The following is a 21932-nucleotide window of genomic DNA, read 5'->3' on the forward strand; positions in this document are numbered from 1 at the left end:
CCGCGCTTAAACCTGCGGCGCACGCAGATGGTGATACCCCACCAGCCCAGGCGTGAAAGTGACCTTGTCGCTGCCGACCGCCTCCAGGATGCCATTGCGCACGGCATCATTGGGACTGCCGTAGACCTCCATGCGCTGGACCACGCAGTGCTGCATGACCGCCGCGATATGCGGGTCGGACACTTTCCAATGGCGCAAGATGGCCTCGGAATCCTCGTATAGCTGGAAGCTGTAGCAAAGTCCGGCGTCGGCATCCAGGAACACCTGCACCATCAATTGCGGCGCATGGCGCTGCGCGAATTGCACGGCCGCGTCGATTGCCTGCTTGAATGCGTCCGTGTGGACACGGTCGTAAGCCATGGTGTTGCGCAGCAGGATCGCGCCTGCGGGCGATGATGTATTCATGGCGGAAGGCTCCTTGGCGGTGGCGGTCGGCAGCTTCTTCCGACCAAAGCCTTTTATACCGCGCCACCGCCCTTGCGCCCGCAAACGCCCTTGGCGCATGTCGACATTCAAAGACGCTCGCGCGCAGCGCTACCCGCCCGACGTGCGCCCCAGAAAGTCCAGCACGGCCAGATAAGACCCTTCATTGCCCGCCGCATTGGCAGCCGGCGTGCCGCCCGCGTCCAGTAGCAGGCCGGACATGGCGTGCGGCTTGCTGATCAGCGTGGCGGGCAGATAGGGATAGTGCACGTGGTGCCCCGCCCCCATGCAAACGTGGTGGAACGTAGGCAAGCCGTGCGCCTGGCGCTGGCGCATCACGATCTCGGAATACGCGGTGCTGGGCCAGAATCCGTCGTCGGACGCGCTGACCAGCATGACCGGCCCGGGATAGTTTTCCACCGGAATGCGCGCCCGCTCGAACGCGACGGCATCGCGGCTGGCGCTGAGAAACGCATGGGTCTGACGGTACGGCGGATCGGACGCATAGGCCGCTTCCCAATCGGCGCTGGCATTGTCCTGCCACAAGTGCGGCAACGGCGCGCCGTCCTTGTGCCAGACCTGCGCGTTGCGTCCGGTGCCGGGTTCGCCGGCGCTGACCACGCCGTGCGTCACCGGCGATGGCACATAGGCCACCACCGCGCTCACCAGTTCGGGATAATGCGAGGCCACCAGCAGCGAGGTCTCGCCGCCACGGCTGATGCCCGACAACGCCACAAACCCGTCGCGCGGTTGCAGTTCCGCGCGGGCCCAGCGCAACGCCCGCTCGAAGTATTCCAGCGGCATGTCGTTCAAATACTTGGGCCGGCCGTCGTAATTGAAAATGGCCAGCGCCAGGCATTGGTAGCCGCGGGCGGCGAACAGCGCGGCGCGCGGCGCGTTGACCCCGCCGGACGAGCCGTTCATGTAGATCACCAGCGGATGCGGGCCAGGGCCGGCGGGCGTGTAGAGCTCGCCCGATAGCGTCATGCCGTCCACGGTTTCGCGCACGGCGCGATGCGTGACGTCGTCGGCCAGGAAGTCCTGCACCAGCCGCGCGCTGGCGCTGCGCTGGCCGTCGGTGGCCTGCAATTCAATCACCAGCGGCTCGGTGCGATCGGGCGGAAACACCACCCTTTCCATCTCGGTGCACACCATCGACCAGACGATGCCCATGGCGGATGGCTCGGCGTAGCTGCCGGACACGGGGCAGTCGCGGCCCAGGTCCAGCCCGCCGTCGTGGCCCGCCATGAACACGGCCTGCGATTGCCACGGCGCGCCGCACATGCGCATGCGGGCGGTGACGGTAATGAAGGCATAGGGCGCGAAACCGTCGATGCGGATCTCGCGGGCGACGTCGATCAGCGCGAATTCCGGGCTGACGGTGATGCGGGGCTGCTCGGTCATGGCGGGTCCTTAGCCTTTCAGGTCGGTCTTGGGGACGTTGTTGGCGCGGATCACCCCGGCCCACAGTGCGGATTCCTCGGCGATGACACGGTCCAGGTCGGCCGACGAGGTAAACTCGACCGTCACGCCCTGCTCGGCGAACTGCTGCACCAGGCTGGGGTCGCGCGTGCCTTCGCGCACGGCGTTCTCCAGCGTCTTGACCACGCTGGCCGGCATCGCCGCCGGCCCCGAGATCATCATGCGGGTGTACAGCTCCATGCCGTCCACGCCCGCCTCTTTCATGGTGGGCACGTCGGGCAGGCTGGACAACCGCTGGTCCGCCGTCACCGCCAGCACTTGCAGTTTGCCGGACTTGATATTGGCCAGCGCCGACGTCGGAAAATCGAAGGTGCTCTGCACCGTGCCGGCCATCAGGTCCAACAGCGCGGGGCCGCTGCCCTTGTAGGGCACGTCCTGGAACTGGGTGCCCGTCTTGGACTGGAAGTGCAGCAGCGCCAGGTGGTTGATGACGCCGCGCCCGGCATGCGCGCAGGTCAGATCACCGGGCTTTTTCTTGGCCAGCGCGATGAATTCCTGCACGTTCTTCACGCCCAGCGACGGATGCACGATCAGCAGCATGGGCGACTTGCCCATCGACCCCAGTTGCTTGAAGTCCGATATCTGGTACGGCAGGTTGTTGTAGAGCAAGGGGTTCAGGATCATGCCGTTGGTGCCGGCGAATCCCAGCGTGTAGCCGTCGGGCTCGGCGCGCGCCACCGCCACGGTGGCGATGATGGCCTGGCCGCCCGGCCGGTTCTCGACCACCACATTGCCTTTCAGGATTTTGGCCATGCGCTCGGCCAGCGCCCGCGCGGCGATGTCGGTCAGGCCGCCGGGCGCAAAGCCCACCAGAAGACGCACAGGGCGGTTGGGATAGTTGGCCTGCGCCCAGGCGGGACGGGGCAGCAGCGGCAGCGCGGCAAGCGCGCCCAGGACGTGACGGCGGGTGAACGGCATAAGGCTCTCCGGGCAGGCGTGCACGGCGCACGCCTGCCGGTGGGCCGCGGGCGCCATGCGATCAACGACAAGGGGGAAGGAGGCACAGGCCGCCCGCCGAACGGCGGGGGGTCTCAATGACGGTATCTTGTATGCAATATGGCACCGGGGCTATCTAGGGATATCCCGGTGCGGACCCGATTGCCGGGCCCACGGACCACGCCCAACCCGCCTGGTTGGGGGAACGCCAGGCAGAACGGCGTCACGCCCGGGTCATCAGGCGCTTCCAGCCTTCCAGGCCCAGCCGCTGCATCGTATCGATGTTCTTTTCATAGATTTCGGCGGCGTCGGGAAAGGACTCGACCGCGCGGTCGATGCTGTCTTCGCGCAACAAATGCAGGATCGGATACGGCGAACGGTTGGTGTAGTTCTCGATATCGTCCGGCTTCGTGTCGGCGAACTGGAACTGCGGATGAAAGGTCGCGACCTGCAACTCGCCCACCAGGCGCATGCGCTTGAGCAGGCGGTCGGACAGTTCCTCGAAATCGTTGAAATCCAGGAAGTCATCCAGCGCGTCCGGAATGATCAGCAGGGTCGTGTCGATCTTTTCCGGATCGGCTTCGGCCAGCAGGGCCAGTTCATCCTGCAGATCGGTCAACACGCCTTCGGCGTCGGTGGCGTCGCTGACGGCAAAACGGATCTGGTCCTTGACCTGAACCGCCTTGGCGAACGGACAGAGGTTCAGGCCGATCACGGCCTGGGTCAGCCAGTGGCGGGTTTCTGCGACCACGTTGGCGTAGGCGTCGGAGGTGGAAATCATGGCGGTAAGTCCTAGAAAAAAGGGAGTATAGGCGACCCGTCGACAGGTTCCGTGCCATTGAGATAGAGTAGCGGAGCCACATCCGCAGAGGTCTCGATGCCCATAGCGCGCACCTACTATTTCAACGACATGCGCGACGGTGAACTGGCCGCGCTGCTCGGCAAGCGCGAGGATTTCTTCCTGGAAAACGTCGACAACCTGAACGACGTGACTCAACGCATCCAGTCGCTGCTGGCGCAAGCGGGTCTTTCCAGCCGGGTAGAGATCACTCCGCTGAACGGACCGGCCACGTTCGCCGACATCGGGTTCCCCATGGTGCCTATCATCGGCTGGCTTTGGGCCATGGTGTGCGGCGCCTCCCGGCTTGTCCAGCCACGCGGCGATGTCACCCTGCGCGCCACCTCGAATACCTCGATCACCGTGGCGTTTTCCCCGTCGACACGGCAGCCCGCGGCTTAGGGCCTACGGCAGCGTCATTACAGCGCGCATTCACAACGCCCATTCACAAAAACAAAACGCGGCCCCGCCCAGCGGGTCCGCGTCGATGTTGCCGCCTTGCCCGTCAGGCGGCCGGCATAGCGGCCATGGTCTGGGCGACCGCGGCCGTGAGCTTCTTGCCGTAGGGCACGTGCAGGAATTCGTTCGGGCCGTGAGCGTTGGACTTCGGGCCCAGCACCCCGCACACCATGAACTGCGCCTTCGGGAAGCCCTTTTGCAGGATGCTCATCAGCGGAATCGTGCCGCCCTGCCCGATGTAGCCGCAAGGCGAGCCGTAGTACTGCTGCGAAGCGGCGTCCAGCGCGCTGGTCAGCCACGGCACGGAGGCGGGCGCGTTCCAGCCGGTGGCCGCGCCTTCGTTGGCCTTGAAGATGACCTTGGCGTTGTACGGCGCGTCGGCTTCGAGCAGTTCCTTGATTTCCTGCGAAGCCGCCACGGCGTCCACCAACGGCGGCAGGCGCAGCGACAGTTTGAAGGCGGTGCGCGGACGCAGCACGTTGCCGGCGCTGGACAGCGGCGGCAGGCCTTCGGCGCCGGTCACCGACAGCGTCGGGCGCCAGGTACGGTTCAGCAGGGCCTGTTCGGGCTCGGTGGTCATGGGCAGCACGAAGCCGCCTTCAGCGCCGCAGCTCCAGGGGAAACGGCGCCAGACTTCGTCGCCCAGGATGCGGGCGGTGGCGGCGACCTGCTCGATGCGTTCGGCCGGGATTTCGCAGTGCAGGCTTTGCGGCAGCAGGCGGCCGGTGCCGCTGTCTTCCAGGCGGTCCAGCAGGTGGCGCAGGATGCGGAACGACGAGGGCACCACGCCGCTGGAGTCGCCCGAGTGCACGCCTTCGTCCAGCACCTGCACTTCCAGGGTGCCGGACACCATGCCGCGCAGCGACGTGGTCATCCACAATTGGTCGTAGTTGCCGGCGCCCGAGTCCAGGCACACCACCAGCGCCACATTGCCCAGGCGGTCGCGCAGCGCGTCCACATAGGGCAGCAGGTCGTAGCTGCCGGATTCCTCACAGGTTTCAACGATGCCGACGCAGCGCGGGCGCGGGATGCCCTGCTTGTCCAGCGCCATGATGGCGGTCAGCGAGGCGTACACGGCGTAGCCGTCGTCGGCGCCGCCACGGCCATAGAGCTTGCCGTCTTCGTATTTGGGGGTCCAGGGACCCAGGCCGGCGCGCCAGCCCGAGAACTCCGGCTGCTTGTCCAGGTGGCCGTAGAGCAGCACCGTGTCGCCGTTGTCGCTGCGGGTGGCCGGCGCGTCAAAGAAGATGACCGGCGTGCGGCCCGGCAGACGCACCACTTCCAGCGTCAGGCCCGAGACCTTCTGCGCTTGCACCCACTGCGCCGCGTCGCGCACCACGCGTTCGATGAACGCGTTCTTTTCCCAGTCGGCGTCGAACGCCGGGCTCTTGGCCGGGATGGCGATGTAGTCGGTCAGCGCGGGGATGATTTCGTTGTCCCACTTGTCGTCGACAAAAGCCTGCAGCGCCTTCGGATCGAGGGTCGGAGGAAGGGCGTCGTCGGGGATGCGTGCGTTCATGGCGCGGGATCCTGAGGTTGGAATGGCGGGAAGAATCCGACATTTTATGCCTGCCGGGCACGGCTGGCATCCGGGGCCGGCATCTTTTGTCCCTGTTTCTCGCGAAGACACCGGAAAACAGGGCCGTCCGATGCGGAGCCGCCGCCCCTATCGCGCCGCGTAAGCCTCGATGCGGCTCCATACCTGCCGCGCCAGCGGCTTGGTGTTGTCCACCGACTGGTACAGCCGGATTTCCATATGGATGTCGTTGCGCGCGCTGTCGGCACGCACCAGACTGCCTGCGCGCAGGTCGGCCTCGACCAGTGTGTGCGGCAGCCAGGCCAGGCCGAAGCCCTGGCGGGCCATCGCGTGCAGGGCATCGACGTGATCGCCAACGACGTGAAGAAGTGGAAGAACGTGGCGGCCGACGCCAAGATCCAGCTGGATCAGTAATGGCGCGCCTCAAGAGCGGCATGCCGGTCCTTTCTTGGGGTGTTTTTCATGCGCCGGCTGCCGCCGCATTGCCGGGAAAGCTCACCACCAGCCCTACGCCGCGGCCGTTCAAGCCCGGCGTAAACGTCACGGTGGCGCCATGGCGCGCCGCGATCTGCGCCACCAGCGACAAGCCGATGCCGCTGCCGCCGTCTCCAGCACCCACACCCGGGCCGCGATAGAAGCGATCGAACACCCGCGCCTGCTCCCGCGGCGCGATGCCAGGGCCGTCGTCGGCGACGCGCAACCAGGCCCCACCCCCTTGCGCCGGGCCGCAAGCCACCGCGATCTGCCCGTCTTGCGGCGTATAGCGCAAGGCGTTATCCACCAGGTTGCGCACCAGCACGCCCAGGGTGTCCATGCGCCCGCGCACCTCGCAGGCCTGCACGTCCAGCTGGATGCGCTGGCGCTTGCGCGCAGCAGCCGCCTCGCCATCGCGCACCAGCAGCACTACCAATTGATCCAGCGCCACGGTTTCCAGGTCGGATCCTTTTTCACTGACGGCGTCCATGCGGGCCTGGTCCAGCAGTTGCTCGGCCAGGCGCGCCGTGCGTTGCGCCACCGCGCGCAGCTTGGTGCCTGCCTCGGCCGCAGGTGTGCCGGCGATCCCCTGCAGCAGCAGTTCGGTCTGCGCGCTGAGCGCCGCCAGCGGCGTGCGCAGTTCATGCGCGGCATCGGCCAGGAAACGCCGTTCGTGGTCCATGGCGGCCTGCAGCCGCAGCAGCAGCGCGTTGATGGACTGCACATAAGGGCGCAATTCACCCGGCAAACCGCCCAGCGGCAAAGGAGCCAGGTCGAACGGCGCGCGGCGCTGGATGGCGTTGCCAGCCAGGTTCAACGGCCGGAACGACTGCCGCACCACGATCCAGACCGCCGCGGCCAGCGACAGGAACAGCATCGACACGATCACCAGACCGCGCTTGAAAGCGGCCACCGTCTCGGCCCGCAGGTCGCTCTCGGCTCGAGCCAGTTGCACCTGCACCTGGCCGAAGGCGTCGCTGAGCGTATACACACGCCAGGCCTCGCCGCCCACGTTGCCATCGCTGAAACCATCCTCGAAAGCGGGATTCAGGGGTTGCGCCGGCGCATCCGGAGACCACAGCACCAGGCGGCGATCCTGCAATGACCAGATCTGGATGGAACTGCGATCGCCGCGATACTGGCTGGACGGCGGCAATTCGAAGTGCTCGTCCGATACGCCGGCCAGCAAATTGCGCCGCAACGACAGAATGGTCTGGTTGGCGGCGTCCATCAGCGACTGGTCGCGGATGCCCGTGCGCGCCTCGGTAATGGCGAGGTACTGAAACACGAACACCCCGGCCCACGTCAAGAGCAGCGGCAGCAACAGCATGACGGTCAGGCGCCTGCGCAGCGTTTTCATCGGGCGTCCGCTGCGGCGATGCGATAGCCCAGGCCGTGCACGGTCGCCACCAAGTCGTCGCCCAGCTTGCGCCGCAACTGATGAATGTAGACCGCCACGGTATTGCTTTCGATCGTGCCGCTGCCGCCATACACGGCGGCTTCAAGCTGTTCGCGACTGACGGTCTGGCCGGCTCGCTCCATCAACGCCAACAGCGTGCGATATTCACTGGCGCTCAGCACGACCTCGGCACCGGCCCTGGTGACCACGCGCCTGGCCGGATCCAATTGCACGTCCCGGCAACGCAGCACCGACACGACGGAATTGCGGCTGCGCCGGACCACCGCGCGCAGCCGTGCCAGCAGTTCGTCCAGTTGGAATGGCTTGACGATGTAGTCGTCGGCGCCGGCATCCAGCCCCTGCACCCGTTCACTGAGGCGGTCGCGCGCGGTGATGATCAGCACCGGCGTGGCGTCGTAGCGCGACCGCAGATGTTTCAGCACCGCCAGGCCGCTGCCCCCGGGCAAGCCCAGGTCCAGCAGCACCGCGCCGTAGCCATGCTCGACCAGTGCCAGGCGCGCGGCCGGTACGTCGCGGACCCAATCGACCCGCATGCCCGCCCCCGTCAGACGAGTGCGCAAGGCATCTCCCAGCATGGCGTCGTCTTCCACCAGCAAGACTTGCACGAACGCTCCCTGATTTTTCATGAACGGCATTGTGCCGTCCTGGATTTAAAGAATTTTTAAAAGCGCGTTTCCACAATGGGCGCCTCACCGCGCCGCGGCCGATGCCGCGCGCAAGTCCATCAGAGCAAGGAAGACCCCTGTAATGAAGCTGACAATGTTAGCAAGAGGCGCCGCCGCCATTGCCCTGGCGTGCGCCGCCTCTCCGGCGCACGCCGATCAACCTGGCACCAATTTCATCGGCCTGGGGGTCGGTTACATTCCGGTCTACGAAGGATCCAACGAGTACCGCGCCCTGCCCGTGCCGCTGATCAACTACCGTTCCGGCAGTTTCTTCATTACGCCGCGCGCGGGCCTGCCCGCCATGGGCCTGCAGACCAATCTGGCGCAAGACTTGAAAGCCGGCGTCTTCGTCGGCATGTCGCTGGGCCGCGACGCCAACGACGCCGACCGCACCAAGGGACTGGACGACATCGACTTCCACGGCGCCTACGGCGCCTTCGTCGAATGGACACCCGGCCGCTGGTCGCTGGCAGCCGCCTACCGTCAGGCCGCCCACAGCGGCTACGGCGGCACGCTCGAATTGCGCGCCGCCTATGCCGCCTGGCAGCAAGGTTCGCACCGGGTGAACGTGGGCGCCAGCACCCAATGGGCCAATCGCGACGCCATGCAAACCTGGTACGGCGTCACCGCCAGCCAGGCCGCCCGCAGCCGCGAGGGGCTGTCGACCTATTCACCGTCGTCCGGCCTGCAGTCCACCAACCTGTACGTGACCTGGGCCTATCGCATCAACCCCAGCTGGAGCACCCTCACCACGGTGGGCGTGAGCACGCTGCTCGGCGACGCGCGCGACAGCCCGCTGACTGAACGCCGCACCAATATGTTCGGCAACGTCGGCGTGGTCTACACCTTCTGAGCCGTCTACCGAAAAGCGCAACGATGGATTTGCCCCAAGCTGGCGCGCTGCGCCTGAACCTACCCGACGCCCGCGTGCACGATGCGCTGGCGCCAGCGCTTGCGGCCTTCGCCGAGCAGCATCCCGGCGTGCGAGTACAACTGGGCCAGGGGGGCGTCGAGGCTGGCGCGGCGCGTAAGCGCTGCGATCTTTCAATCGGACTGGAGCCGCCGGCAGACTCCGCCCGCGTGGCGCATCGCCTGGGCGCCCTGCGCGCCCGTCTGTATGCCGCGCCCTCTTACCTGGCGCGGCGGCCGGCCCCCGAACACCCCATCGAACTGGCAATGCACGACTGCGTCGGCCTGCATGTCGGCCCGCAGCACGGGCACGACAGTCGGCCCGCGGGCTGGCGGCTATGGTGCGGATCGGAACGCGTGGTAGTCATGGTCCGAGAACGCTATGGCGTCGATACGCCGGCCATGGCGATGCAACTGGCCGCACGCGGCGTCGGCATCGCCGCGTTGCACGCCGTGGGCGCGGCGGTCCCGCAGAACGCCGGGCTGGTGCCGGTGCTGCCGGGATGGGAAATGGAACCGGTCACGCTATATGCGCTGAGCGGCCCGCGGGGCCTGCCGGCGCGCGCCCGCGCCCTGATCGACTGGTTGGCACGGGCGCTGGCCTGAGCGCCCAGTTCGACCGGCAGGCGCGGGCGCCAGCCTGAATGCCCCCGGAGCAGACGCGAACGCGTTCCGGCTCAGGCGCCCAGCAATGCCGGTTCACCCTCCCGGCCCAGCGCGGACGCGTCCACGTCGATGACCCGGCCCGTTTGCAACTTGAACACCGCCACCGCCTCGCGCAAGCGTTGCGCCTGGGTTTCCAGCGACGCCGCGGAAGCGGCCGCCTGCTCGACCAGCGCCGCATTCTGCTGCGTCACGCTGTCCATCTGCGACACCGCCTGGTTGACCTGCTGGATGCCTTGCGACTGTTCTTCGGATGCGCTGGATATCTCGTTGATGATGTCGGTCACGCGGCGCACCGAGGTCACGATTTCCTGCATGGTGGCGCCGGCGGCTTCCACCTGGTCGGACCCGATGGACACCTTCTGCACCGAATCGTCGATCAAGCCCTTGATTTCCTTGGCGGCCTGGCCGCTGCGCTGTGCCAGGGCGCGCACTTCGCTGGCCACCACCGCAAAACCCTTGCCTTGCTCACCCGCGCGGGCTGCTTCCACCGCCGCGTTCAGCGCCAGGATATTGGTCTGGAAGGCGATGCCGTCAATCACGCCGACGATGTCGGCAATGCGATTGGAACTGTCGGCGATGGCGCGCATGGTGCCGACCACGTCGCCCACGGCCTGACCGCCGCGTGTGGCGACCTCGGACGCGGCAACGGCGAGTTGGGACGCGCTACGCGAGCTGTCGGCGTTGTTCTTCACCGTGGACGACAGTTCGTCCATGCTGGCGGCGGTTTCTTCCAGCGATGCGGCCTGCTGCTCGGTACGCGACGACAGATCGATGTTGCCGGCCGCGATCTCGCGCGACCCGGTGTGGATTTCCTCGACCCCCAGGCGCACGGCGGCCACGGTGCGGGCCAGGCTGTCCTGCATGCGCTTGACGGCGGCGTACAGCACGCCGATTTCGTTGTTGCCACGCTGTTCGATGCGGTTGGTCAGATCGCCGCCGGCGATCCGGTCAAACAGCCGGCCGGCATCATGCAGCGGGCGGAATACCGAACGGGCAAACACGGCATACAGGCCCACCACCAGCACAACCACCACGACCAGCAGGCCGATCAGGAAGGCGATGGCGCCATTGATGCGGGCGGACGACTCATTGGCCACGCGCCGGCCGACCTCATCCGCGAAATCCGAATACTTCTGGTTGGCCTGCGTGAAGGCGATGCCCAGTGGCGTCACCTTTTCCAGGTTCATCCGGCTGGCGTCCTGCGCATTGCCCGCGCGGATGGCGGCAATCATCGGCAGAATCGCGTCGCGCACATATACGTCGTAAGCGGCCAGCGCGGCCTCGAACAAGGGTTTGCCCACGGCGGACGTCTCGGGCGTCTGGCGGGCGCTTTGCACCAGATCGCCCGCGCGCTTGGTATAGCCATCCAGTCGCTGCATGCTGGCCAGGCTGTCGATGCGCTTGCCTTCCAGCAGGGCGCTCTGTGCAGCCAGCAACACCAGGCGGGCGCGCAGCAGCTCGGCGCCGGCGTCATCCATGGCGTTGGAACGCACCAGATTGGTGTCCAGCAGCACTTCGATAGAGCTGCGGTTGGAAGTCAGTTGCTGGTAGACCGCGATGCCGGTCACCAGAAAAAGCGCGAAAAAAACACCGAGCGCGGTCGTCAGGACCGCTCGGATACTCAGATTCTTGAACATGGGGGGCCTTTCCGGGTTTGCATGACACAGCCGCCACGGGCTGTCCCCCTTCTTTACGGCCCAATGCAATGAAAAGTTAAATATCTCATTGGGTTACATCACGGCCAAAAAAAAACCCCGCCGAACGAATTCGGCGGGGTCTTGCGCTCAGTACCCACTAAGGCGATCGTGCATGGCGCTAGTGGCTAGAATTGCCGCCCGAAGGCCGGGCAGCCCCCCTGGGGGGCTGCAAGCGCGCACAGCGCGTGCGACGTGGGGGCTCACCCCTTATTTCAACCAGGCGCGGGCGTTGCGGAAAATGCGCATCCACGGGCTGTACGCGCCACCGGTGTCCGCATTGCCCCATTTTTCAGGCGCCCACGACATCATGACGTTGCGGGTCACGCGTTCCGGGTGCGGCATCATGACCGTGAAACGGCCATCGGCGGTGGTGACGGACGTCAGGCCCGCCGGGCTGCCGTTCGGGTTGAACGGGTAGGCTTCGGTGGCGTTGCCGTAGTTGTCGATGTAGCGCGCGGCGGCCAGCACACGGCTGGCGTCGCCCTGCTGCGAGAAGTCGGCGTAGCCTTCGCCGTGCGCCACCGCGACCGGAATGCGCGCGCCTTCCATGCCGGCGAAGAAGATCGACGGCGACTTGGCCAGTTCGACCATCGACAGGCGGGCTTCGTACTTTTCGGACTGGTTGCGCGTGAAGCGCGGCCAGTGCTCGGCGCCGGGAATCATCGGAGCCAGCGCGGCCATCATCTGGCAGCCGTTGCACACGCCCAGCGCAAAGGTGTCGGGACGCGCAAAGTACGCGGCGAACTGGTCCGACAGCTTGCTGTTGAAGCGGATGGTGCGGGCCCAGCCTTCGCCGGCGCCCAGCACGTCGCCGTAGCTAAAGCCGCCCACCGCCACCAGGCCTTGCACCTGGGCCAGGTCGACACGCCCCGACAGCAGGTCGGTCATGTGGACGTCGATGGCCTCGAAACCCGAGGTATCGAAGGCCCAGCCCATTTCCACCTGGCTGTTGCAGCCCTGCTCGCGCAGGATCGCCACGCGCGGACGCTTGCCGGTATTGATGAACGGCGCGGCCACGTCTTCTTGCGGGTCGAACGCCACGTTGGGGCTCATGCCCGGATCCTTGGTGTCGTTCCAGACGTCCAGTTCGGCTTGCGCGCAAGCGGGGTTGTCGCGGCGCGACATGATGCGGTAGGACACTTCGCTCCAGGCACGGCCGAGGTCGGCGCGCGGCTGGCCCCAGACTTTCTTGCCGTCGCGGTAGAACTCGATTTCGTCGCCGCCGTTCAGGCCGCCGATGACGTGCGAGTGCGCCGACAGGCCCGCGCCGCGCAGCACTTGCATGACGGCGTCGCGCTGGGCGGCCGGCACCTGGATGACCGCGCCGGCCTCTTCCGAGAACAGCGCCTTGAGCGTCAGTTCTTCGCGCTGCACCGCCACTTGTTCGGGGCGGATCTTGTAGTCGCCCCAATCGGCAGATTGCGGGTCGAAGGTCAGCATGTCCAGGTTGACCGAGATGCCGGTGCGGCCGGCAAAGGCCATTTCGGCCAGCGTGGCGAACAGGCCGCCGTCGGAACGGTCGTGGTAGGCCAGCAGCGTACCGGCTTCAGCCAGCGTGCGGATGGTGACGAAGAATGCGCGCAGGGCCTCGGGCGAATCGATGTCCGGCACGGTTTCGCCGACCTGGTTGTAGGTCTGGGCCAGGATCGAGCCGCCCATGCGGTGCAGGCCGCGGCCCAGGTCGATCAGGATCAGCACGCTGTCGCCGGCGTCGGTGCGCAGCTGCGGCGTGAGGCTGGCGCGCACGTCGCCCACCGGCGCGAAGGCCGTGACGATCAGCGACACCGGCGCCACCACCTGGCGCTGTTCGCCGTCCTGTTCCCAGGAGGTCTTCATGGACAGGGAGTCCTTGCCGACCGGAATCGACAGGCCAGCGGCTTGGCAGAGCTCGCTGACGGCGGACACGGTGTCGTACAGCGCGGCGTCCTGGCCGTCGACGCCGCAAGCGGCCATCCAGTTGGCGGACAGCTTGATGTCTTCGAGGCGCGCCACGTCGGCGGCAGCCAGGTTGGTCAGGGCTTCGGCCACGGCCATGCGGCCCGAGGCCGGCGCGTTCAGCATGGCGATGGGGGTGCGTTCGCCCATGGCCATGGCTTCGCCGCGGAAACCTTCGTAGTCGGCCAGGGTGACGGCGCAATCAGCCACCGGCACTTGCCACGGGCCGACCATCTGGTCGCGGCTGGACAGCCCGCCCACGGTGCGGTCGCCAATGGTGATCAGGAACGACTTATTGGCCACGGTGGGATGGCGCAGCACGCGGTAGGCGGCTTCGGTCAGGTCGATGCCGGCCAGGTCCAGGGGTTCGGACACGCCGGGCAGGCGGCGCACGTCGCGCGTCATGCGGGGCGGCTTGCCCAGGATGACGTCGATCGGCACGTCGACCGGACGCACTTCGGCGTCGCCTTGCGGGCGAATGGCGTCCAGGCCCGGCAGGCCCTCGCCATCGACCACGCGCAGCTGGCGCTCTTCGGTGGCCACGCCCACCACCGCGTACGGGCAGCGTTCGCGGCGGGCAATGGCGTCGAAACGCTCCAGGTCGCGCGGCAGGATTGACAGGACGTAGCGTTCCTGGGATTCGTTGCTCCAGATTTCGGCAGGCGACAGGCCCGATTCTTCCAGCGGCACGCGCTTGAGATCAAAGATGGCGCCGCGGCCGGCGTCGTTCACCAGTTCGGGGAACGCGTTGGACAGGCCGCCCGCGCCCACGTCGTGGATCGCGATGATGGGGTTGTTTTCGGCCTGCTGCCAGCAGCGGTCGATGACTTCCTGGGCGCGGCGTTCGAGTTCGGGATTGCCGCGCTGGACGGAGTCGAAGTCGAGTTCAGCCGAGTTGCTGCCCATGCTGATGCTGGAGGCGGCGCCGCCGCCCATGCCGATGCGGAAACCCGGGCCGCCCAGCTGGATCAGCAGCGCGCCGGGCGGAATGACGTCTTTGTGGGTCAGGCCGGCGTCGATGCTGCCCAGGCCGCCCGCGATCATGATGGGCTTGTGGTAGCCCCAGCGCGTGCCGCCGGCGCTTTGCTCGAACGAGCGGAAGTAGCCCAGCAGGTTGGGACGGCCGAATTCGTTGTTGAACGCCGCGCCGCCGATGGGGCCGTCGATCATGATGGACAGGGGCGAGGCGATGCGGTCCGGCAGGCCGTGGTGGTCGGCTTCCCAGGGTTGCACGGCGTCGTCGAAACGCAGGTGCGACACGGTGAAGCCGGTCAGGCCGGCCTTGGGCTTGGAGCCGCGGCCGGTGGCGCCTTCGTCGCGGATTTCACCGCCCGCGCCGGTCGAGGCGCCAGGGAACGGCGCGATCGCGGTGGGGTGGTTGTGCGTCTCGACCTTCATGAGGGTGTGCACGGTGGTGTCGCGGCGGATGTACTTGGCGCCGTCGACGCCCTCGCCCGTGACGCCGGGCACGCCGGCCTGGAAACGCTGCGCGGGGCCGCCGGCCATGATGGCGGCGTTGTCGGAATAGGCCACCACGGTGCCTTCGGGCTGCGCCTTGTGGGTGGCGCGGATCATGCCGAACAGCGTGTTGGGCTGTTCCTGGCCGTCGATGACCCACTGGGCGTTGAAGATCTTGTGGCGGCAGTGTTCGCTGTTGGCCTGCGCGAACATCATCAGTTCGACGTCGGTGGGATCGCGCCCCAGGTCGGTAAATGACTTGGCCAGGTATTCGATTTCGTCTTCGGACAGGGCCAGGCCCAGGGTGACGTTGGCCTCTTCCAGGGCCTGGACGCCGCGCGCCAGCACGCCGACCTGGCGCATCGGCTTGCCGGCCAGCGCCTGGAACAGCGCCTGGCCGTCGAAGCTGGCGTCAACCACGGTTTCGGTCATGCGGTCGTGCAGGCAGTCGGCGGCGCGGGCCAGCATGGCGTCGTCGAACGACTTGGTGCCCAGCAGGCCGCGTTCGGGGGTGATGGTGTAGCGCACGCCGCGTTCGATGCGGTGCACGGCCGAGAGGCCACAGTTGTGGGCGATGTCGGTGGCCTTGCTGGCCCACGGCGAAATCGTGCCCAGGCGCGGAATGACCAGCAGGGCCAGGCTCTTGGCCGGCGCCTCGCCCGTGGCGGGGGTGCCGTAGTCCAGCAATTGGGTCAGGTGCTGCTGCTGTTCGGCCGTCAGGGCGGCGTCGGTGCTGACGAAGTGCTCGTAGCGGGCGGAAATGTCGGCCACGGGCAGGCCGGCTTCCTTCAATTGCGCCAGCAGGCGATCACGACGAAAGGAGGACAGGACAGAGGAACCAGGCAGATGCTGAACTAGGGACACGATGCGGGCGCCGTATAAGGAGGGAAGCAAAGAAAAACGATTTTACCCGTTTAAGGGGTTTTCCCGGAGCCGGGATTACCGCAGGCCGGATCCCGCCCGCAATAGGCCCGCCCGCGCCGGTGTTACAAAAGAATTCCGCGACGGAACGGTCCGGTCTGCTGCAAAGCAATAAACCGGACAATCCCCTGCTACCCATGGGGTTTATCGGCCCATATGGCCCCGCCCTCGCGATCCCGCTATTGCAACGCAGCATGTTGCAGCCATACCGCAGCGCGGGAAAACACGAACTCCGGCCCCCGCGCCCCGACGGTAGGATGCACCGACCCTATAACTAGAAAGCGCGCCGCCGCGCTGGCCGTTGCCTCACATGTCACGCTCCGAAGCCCCCGCCGAGCCCGTCGAACCGATCATCCCCGCCGAAGCAGATCCCGCCGTGAAAGTGCCGCTGGCCATCGAAGACTGGCTGGCCGCGATCTTGCTGGCGACCCTGGCGATCATCACCTTCCTGAACGTGCTGGTGCGGTACTTCACCGATCAGTCGTTCGCCTGGACCGAGGAAATCTCGGTGTTCCTGCTGATCGTGCTGACCATGGCCGGCGGCAGCGTGGCCTTCGTGCGCAACCACCACATCCGCATCGAAATCCTGGCCGACAACGGCTCGCCCCGGCGCCAGCGCATCATGGCGCTGATCTCCAGCGGCTGCGTGCTGGCGTTCTTCGTGCTGCTGACCGTGCTGTCGGTCAAGCTGGTGGCCGACGAATACCTCTACGAAGAGACCTCCCCCGCCATCGGCGTGCCGACCTGGTGGTATTCGATCTGGCTGCCGGTGATGGCCGCCGCGATCTCGCTGCGCACGCTCGGCACGATCCGCCGCCTGCTCAAGCGCACGGACAGCGCGGGCCAAGGAGGCCAGGCATGATCGCCGGCATCCTGTTCGCGGTCTTCATCGCGCTGATGCTGATCGGCGTGCCGGTGGGCGTGGCGCTGGGCATCGGCGGCACCGTCGCCATCGTGCTGTCCAACCTGGACACGCCCTGGTATGGCCTGCTGACCGTGCCGCAGAACTTCTACGCCGGCCTGGCCAAGTACCCGCTGCTGGCCATTCCCATGTTCGTGCTGGTCGGCTCCATTTTCGACCGCTCCGGCGTGGCCAAACGGCTGGTGGACTTTGCCATCGCCATCGTCGGGCGCGGCCCGGGCATGCTGCCGCTGGTGTCCATCGCCGTGGCCATGTTCCTGGGCGGCATTTCCGGCTCGGGCCCGGCCTGCGCCGCCGCCGTGGGCGCGGTGATGATCACCGCCATGTCGCGCGCCGGCTACCCGGGCTCGTTCTCGGCCTCCGTGGTGGCCGCCGGCGCCGCCACCGACATCCTGATCCCCCCGTCGGTCGCCTTCATCATCTACTCGGTGCTGGTGCCCGAGGCCTCGGTACCGGCGCTGTTCGCCGCCGGCATGGTGCCCGGCATCCTGGCCGGCCTGGCGCTGATCGTGCCGGCCGTCTGGCTGTCCCGCAAACACAAGATGGGCATGCTGGAAGCGCACCTGCCCCGCCCGCCGTTCTGGAAGAGCCTGCGCGACGCCTCGTGGGGCCTGGCCGCGCCGGTGCTGATCCTGGGCGGTATGCGCATGGGCTGGTTCACGCCCACCGAGGCCGCGGTCGTGGCCGTGTTCTACGGCCTGTTCGTGGGCATGTGCATCCACCGTACGATCAAGCTGCGCGACCTGTACACCATCCTGCGCGAAGCCGCCGAGCTGTCCGCCGTGATCATGCTGGTGGTGACGCTGGCCGGCATCTTCGCCTGGGCCCTGTCCACCCTGAGCGTGATCGACCCGATCACCCACGCCATCGTCAATTCCGGGCTGGGCGAATGGGGCGTGCTGGCGCTGCTGATCCTGCTGCTGATGACGGTGGGCATGTTCCTGGACGGCATTTCGATCTTCCTGATTTTCGTGCCGCTGCTGATGCCGATCGCCAAGGTGTATGGGTGGGATCCGGTGTGGTTCGGGGTGATCCTGACGCTGAAGGTGGCGCTGGGCCAATTCACCCCGCCGCTGGCCGTGAACCTGATGGTGTCGTGCCGCATCGCCCGCGTGCCGATGGAGTCCACGGTGCGTTGGGTCGTGTGGTTGCTGGGCGCGATGTTCCTGGTGCTGGTGGCGGTGCTGGTGTTTCCGCAACTGGCGCTGTGGTTGCCGCACAAGCTGGGATATTGAACACGCAAGCCCGGGTACGCCCGGATCGGCATGGCATTCATGACAACAACAGACAACACAGCAAAGAGAGGAGACGCAACATGAATTTCCGCAACCTGATCGGCGCCGCCCTGTGCGCCGCCGCCGTGGTCGGCGCGCCGGCCGCGCACGCGCAGAACTACAAGCCTGAATACAAGCTCTCCATCGTCGTCGGCACCACCTTCCCGTGGGGCCAGGGCGCCGAAATCTGGTCCAACCTGGTGCGCGAGCGCACCCAGGGCCGCATCAACATCAAGGTCTATCCCGGCACCTCGCTGGTGCAGGGCGACCAGACCCGCGAATTCACCGCCATCCGCCAGGGCGTGATCGACATGGCGGTCGGCTCGACCATCAACTGGTCGCCGCAGATCAAGCAGCTCAATTTGTTCTCGCTGCCCTTCCTGATGCCGGACTACGCCGCCATCGACGCGCTGGTGCAAGGCGACGTGGGCAAGGAGATGTTCAAGCTGATCGAAAAAGCCGGCGTGGTGCCGCTGGCCTGGGGCGAGAACGGCTACCGCCAGGTCAGCAATTCCAAGCGCGAAATCAAGCGTCCCGAAGACATGAAGGGGATGAAGCTGCGCGTGGTGGGCTCGCCGCTGTACATCGATACGTTCACCGCGCTGGGCGCCAATCCCACGCAGATGAGCTGGGCCGACGCCCAGCCCGCGCTGGCCAGCGGCGCGGTCGACGGCCAGGAGAATCCCCTGTCCATCTACACCGGCTCCAAGCTCTACACCGTGGGCCAGAAGTACTTGACGCTGTGGAACTACGTGGCCGACCCGCTGATCTTCGTGGTCAACCGCGAGGTCTGGAACTCTTGGTCCGAAAAGGACCGCGACATCGTGCGCCAGGCCGCGCTGGACGCCGGCAAGCAGCAGATCGTGATCGCGCGCAAGGGCGTAACGCCGGAAGACCCGTCCCTGCTCAAGGAAATCGAAGGCCACGGCGTGACCGTCACGACGCTGAGCCAGGCCGACCACGACGCGTTCGCCAAGGTCACCCAGCCGGTCTACGACAAGTGGAAAAAGCAGATCGGCGAAGACCTGGTCAACCTGGCCGAGAAGTCGATCGCCAACCGCAAGAAATAAGCAGCAAGCCCCAGGGGAACGGCGGCGCAAGCCGCCAACCGAGGCAGGGACGCCAGATCCCGCCCACCAAAAGACGGGCGCCGGCCACAAGCCGGCGCCCGTCGCCTTTTTGGGGTTGATTTATTGGCGCTGCCTGATTCGGGTCGCCGCCGCTGGGCCGCCTTCACCTCGTCCACGCCGCTTCCGGCCATGCTATCCGGGATAGCGCACTTCCAGGATGTCCAGCTCTTCGATCCCGCCCGGAGTGCGCAGCACCACCGTGTCGCCTTCGCGGGCCTTGATCAGCGCCCGCGCCACCGGCGAGATCCAGCTGATCTTGCCGGCCAGGGGCTCGGCCTCGTCCACGCCCACGATGGTGACGGTGTGGTCTTCGCCCGCCTTGTCCGAATACAGCACCGTCGCGCCGAAGAAGACCTGGTCGCGGTTGGGCTGGATGGCCGGGTCCACGACCTCGGCGATATCCAGCCGCTTGGTCAGAAAGCGCATGCGCCGGTCGATCTCGCGCAGCCGCTTCTTGCCATAAAGGTAGTCGCCGTTTTCGGAACGATCGCCGTTGGAAGCCGCCCACGACACCACCTGCACCACCGACGGACGCTCGACGTTCATCAACTGCGTCAATTCGGCCCGCAGGCGCTCGTAGCCTTCGGGCGTCATGTAGTTCTTGGTGCCCGCGGGCAAAGCCTGGGCCTGCGGCAGGTCGTCGTCGTCCTCGTTGTCCGATTCTTTGACAAATGCTTTGTTCATGGCGGCTGCGCCTCGGCGCGCATTCAGTGCATTGAGTTCAAGGGCGGCACGGACGCACCGTGCCAGGAGCCGGGCGGCATCGCGCCGCCCAAGTAGGGCCAGTAGCCCCTAGAACCAGTCGTGCCAGACCGGTTTCAGATCGGACGGCAAAGGCGGCAGGCGGCCCAGGTCCATCCGGCTTTCTTTCGGACTATGGAAATCCGACCCGCGCGAGGCCAGGAAACCATAGCGACGCGCGACTTCCGCGTACTGGCGGGCTTCTTCCACCGTGTGGCTGCCCGTGGTGACTTCGATGCCCAGGCCACCCAGTTGCAGGAATTCGTCGAACAGCGCGGCGAATTGCAAGGGCGTGTACTTATAGCGGCCAGGGTGTGCGATGACGGCAGTGCCGCCCGCGCCGCGAATCCAGCCCACGGCTTCGGCCAGGGTAGCCCATTGCATGGGCACGTGGCCGGGGCGGTCGTCGCCCAGGTGCTTGGTGAAGACGGTTTGCACATCGGGGCAGTAACCCGCCTCGACCAGGTAGCGCGCGAAGTGCGTGCGGCTGATCAGTTCCGGGTTGCCGGCGAACGGCAGCGCACCTTCGTAGGCGCCCGGCATGCCCATTTCAGCCAGGCGGTCACCAATGCGCTTGGCGCGTTCGGCGCGGCCGGAACGGGTCTTGCGCAGGCCTTCGACCAGCGCAGTATTGGCAGGATCGAAACGCAGGCCGACGATATGCACCGTCAGGCCGGCCCAGGTCACGGAGATCTCGACCCCGGTGGCGTAACGCATGCCCAATTCCTGCGCCATCGCCGCCGCTTCGGCCAGGCCGCCGACTTCGTCATGGTCGGTCAAGGCCCAGACATCGACGCCGTTGGCGTGCGCACGCTGCGCCACGTCGCGCGGCGCCAGCGCGCCGTCCGAGACCGTGGAATGGCAATGCAGATCGATGTTCAGGACAGTGGGTTTCATGAGGCCTATTGTAGAGAAGCCCCGTCCCCCTGGATAGCGCGGCCGCAAAGCGGTGTCCCCAATATGGAGACCCCGCCGCAGCCGGGGTCGGATTCAGGTGCGGCCGGTCAGGTGCGGGCGGCGAGCTGCGGCCGGCCAGGTGTAGTCGGCGAAGCGCGGTGGAACTTAGCGCAGCAGAAAATCCGCCACCGGCGTCACCTGGTCGTGCGCCATCAACGTCGGCGCGTGACCCACGCCGCGCACCTCAAACACCTGCGCACGCGGATTGCGCTGGCGCATCTCATCGGCGGTCACGCGCGTCAGCAGGTCGGACTGTTCGCCCCGCACGATCAGGATCGGGCAATCCACCGCGTCATACGAACGCCACAACACTTCCTCGCCGGCGGCCAGTTCCTCGGGCGTCATCGCCATCGGCTGGGCCAGCGCCAGATCGTAGTGCTTGACCCACTGCCCGCCCTGCTCGGGATAGACGAAGCGCGCCAAGTGTTCCCACTGCGCATCCGTGTGCGGGCCGAAGGTATCGGAATTGGCCCGCATGGCGGCCACGGCCTCGGCGAACGAACCAAACGCGCCCGGTTCCCCCACGTACTGGCCGATGCGCGCCAGGGCGCCGGTTTCCAGGCGCGGACCGACGTCGTTGAGCACCAGCTTGTCCAGGCGGATGCCTTGCTGCGGCGGCAGCATGCCCGCATGCGGACGCAGCGGCAGCATTGCCCGGGCGAACGCGGCGGCGCCGGCCAGACCCAAGCCGATCAGCCCGCCCATCGACGTCCCCACCCACGACAACTTGGCGGGCCGCAGGCGCGCCAACAGCGTCACCATGTCGGATACGTACTGCGGCACGGTGTAGAACGCGGGGTTGACCAGCCAGTCGGACCGGCCGCGCCCCACCACATCCGGGCAGACCACGCGATAGCGATCCGCCAGCCGGCGCGCCAGCGTGTCGAAATCGCGGCCGCTGCGCGTCAGGCCATGCACGCAGACCAGCACCTGGTCATTGGCAGGATCGCCCCACTCCCAGTACGCCATGCGATGCAGGCCGGCCGGGCTGGCGCAGGTGACGAATTCCAAACGGGGTTCCAGACTTGCATCCAGCATCGAATCGCTCCAAAAGACCGGCGCCTGCCCAGATGGGCCGCGCCGCGCAT

The 21932-nt window shown here is 66.8% G+C and carries 19 protein-coding genes; 6 read left to right on the top strand and 13 right to left on the bottom strand.

Annotated features, from left to right (window positions below):
* Positions 1–6 precede the first annotated feature (6 nt).
* The 4 genes from A9974_RS14825 to A9974_RS14840 form a co-directional block, all read right to left on the bottom strand.
* Positions 7–405, bottom strand: coding sequence for a hypothetical protein (locus A9974_RS14825; RefSeq protein ID WP_183004931.1), 399 nt, complete (start codon positions 403–405; stop codon positions 7–9).
* A 129-nt stretch (positions 406–534) separates the two neighbouring features.
* Positions 535–1827, bottom strand: a complete 1293-nt coding sequence (locus tag A9974_RS14830) for an acyl-CoA thioester hydrolase/BAAT C-terminal domain-containing protein (protein WP_183004932.1) — start codon at positions 1825–1827, stop codon at positions 535–537.
* Between the two features lie 9 nt (positions 1828–1836).
* Positions 1837–2823 (bottom strand): tripartite tricarboxylate transporter substrate binding protein, encoded by a 987-nt coding sequence (locus A9974_RS14835; RefSeq protein WP_183004933.1) that lies wholly within the window; start codon positions 2821–2823, stop codon positions 1837–1839.
* A gap of 241 nt (positions 2824–3064) precedes the next feature.
* On the bottom strand, positions 3065–3622 hold the full coding sequence (locus A9974_RS14840) for a DUF1415 domain-containing protein (RefSeq protein WP_183004934.1): 558 nt from the start codon (positions 3620–3622) through the stop codon (positions 3065–3067).
* Between the two features lie 96 nt (positions 3623–3718).
* Between A9974_RS14840 and A9974_RS14845 the strand changes: the two genes are divergently transcribed.
* Positions 3719–4081, top strand: coding sequence for a hypothetical protein (locus A9974_RS14845; protein ID WP_183004935.1), 363 nt, complete (start codon positions 3719–3721; stop codon positions 4079–4081).
* Between the two features lie 103 nt (positions 4082–4184).
* Here the strand turns inward: A9974_RS14845 and A9974_RS14850 are convergent, their stop codons facing one another.
* The 4 genes from A9974_RS14850 to A9974_RS14865 all read right to left on the bottom strand — a co-directional run bounded on the left by A9974_RS14850 (position 4185) and on the right by A9974_RS14865 (position 8174).
* On the bottom strand, positions 4185–5657 hold the full coding sequence (locus A9974_RS14850; protein ID WP_183004936.1) for a M20 family metallopeptidase: 1473 nt from the start codon (positions 5655–5657) through the stop codon (positions 4185–4187).
* Positions 5658–5804: 147 nt separating this feature from the next.
* On the bottom strand, positions 5805–6002 hold the full coding sequence (locus A9974_RS14855) for a hypothetical protein (protein WP_370539636.1): 198 nt from the start codon (positions 6000–6002) through the stop codon (positions 5805–5807).
* Positions 6003–6135: 133 nt separating this feature from the next.
* Positions 6136–7509, bottom strand: coding sequence for an ATP-binding protein (locus A9974_RS14860; RefSeq protein ID WP_183004937.1), 1374 nt, complete (start codon positions 7507–7509; stop codon positions 6136–6138).
* Positions 7506–8174: a response regulator transcription factor gene (locus tag A9974_RS14865; RefSeq protein ID WP_183005204.1), complete on the bottom strand. Its 669-nt coding sequence runs from the start codon at positions 8172–8174 to the stop codon at positions 7506–7508. The genes A9974_RS14860 and A9974_RS14865 overlap by 4 nt, the downstream gene beginning before the upstream one ends.
* A 142-nt stretch (positions 8175–8316) precedes the next feature.
* On the opposite strand from A9974_RS14865, the gene A9974_RS14870 reads away from it, so the two are divergent.
* Together A9974_RS14870 and A9974_RS14875 are read left to right on the top strand one after the other, a co-directional pair.
* Positions 8317–9087, top strand: a complete 771-nt coding sequence (locus A9974_RS14870; protein ID WP_183004938.1) for a MipA/OmpV family protein — start codon at positions 8317–8319, stop codon at positions 9085–9087.
* Positions 9088–9110: 23 nt separating this feature from the next.
* Positions 9111–9749, top strand: a complete 639-nt coding sequence (locus A9974_RS14875) for a LysR substrate-binding domain-containing protein (RefSeq protein WP_183004939.1) — start codon at positions 9111–9113, stop codon at positions 9747–9749.
* A 71-nt stretch (positions 9750–9820) separates the two neighbouring features.
* Here the strand turns inward: A9974_RS14875 and A9974_RS14880 are convergent, their stop codons facing one another.
* Together A9974_RS14880 and purL are read right to left on the bottom strand one after the other, a co-directional pair.
* Complete coding sequence (locus A9974_RS14880) at positions 9821–11446, bottom strand: methyl-accepting chemotaxis protein (RefSeq protein WP_183004940.1); 1626 nt, start codon at positions 11444–11446, stop codon at positions 9821–9823.
* Positions 11447–11713: 267 nt separating this feature from the next.
* Positions 11714–15763: a phosphoribosylformylglycinamidine synthase gene (gene purL / locus A9974_RS14885; protein ID WP_183004941.1), complete on the bottom strand. Its 4050-nt coding sequence runs from the start codon at positions 15761–15763 to the stop codon at positions 11714–11716.
* 367 nt (positions 15764–16130) lie between these two features.
* Between purL and A9974_RS14890 the strand changes: the two genes are divergently transcribed.
* The 3 genes from A9974_RS14890 to A9974_RS14900 all read left to right on the top strand — a co-directional run bounded on the left by A9974_RS14890 (position 16131) and on the right by A9974_RS14900 (position 19086).
* On the top strand, positions 16131–16682 hold the full coding sequence (locus A9974_RS14890; RefSeq protein ID WP_183004942.1) for a TRAP transporter small permease: 552 nt from the start codon (positions 16131–16133) through the stop codon (positions 16680–16682).
* Positions 16679–17977 (top strand): TRAP transporter large permease, encoded by a 1299-nt coding sequence (locus A9974_RS14895; protein WP_183004943.1) that lies wholly within the window; start codon positions 16679–16681, stop codon positions 17975–17977. The genes A9974_RS14890 and A9974_RS14895 overlap by 4 nt, the downstream gene beginning before the upstream one ends.
* An 80-nt stretch (positions 17978–18057) precedes the next feature.
* Positions 18058–19086, top strand: coding sequence for a DctP family TRAP transporter solute-binding subunit (locus tag A9974_RS14900; protein ID WP_183004944.1), 1029 nt, complete (start codon positions 18058–18060; stop codon positions 19084–19086).
* A 192-nt stretch (positions 19087–19278) separates the two neighbouring features.
* Here A9974_RS14900 and greB read toward each other — a convergent pair whose 3' ends face one another.
* The 3 genes from greB to A9974_RS14915 form a co-directional block, all read right to left on the bottom strand.
* On the bottom strand, positions 19279–19830 hold the full coding sequence (gene greB, locus A9974_RS14905) for a transcription elongation factor GreB (RefSeq protein WP_183004945.1): 552 nt from the start codon (positions 19828–19830) through the stop codon (positions 19279–19281).
* A gap of 108 nt (positions 19831–19938) precedes the next feature.
* The gene (locus A9974_RS14910) at positions 19939–20784 is read right to left on the bottom strand and encodes a 3',5'-nucleoside bisphosphate phosphatase (RefSeq protein ID WP_183004946.1); all 846 of its coding nucleotides are present in this window, start codon (positions 20782–20784) and stop codon (positions 19939–19941) included.
* Positions 20785–20949: 165 nt separating this feature from the next.
* Positions 20950–21882 (bottom strand): alpha/beta fold hydrolase, encoded by a 933-nt coding sequence (locus A9974_RS14915; RefSeq protein WP_183004947.1) that lies wholly within the window; start codon positions 21880–21882, stop codon positions 20950–20952.
* Positions 21883–21932 lie beyond the last annotated feature (50 nt).

The organism is Achromobacter sp. UMC71 (assembly GCF_014170305.1).
GTDB lineage: Bacteria > Pseudomonadota > Gammaproteobacteria > Burkholderiales > Burkholderiaceae_B > Achromobacter.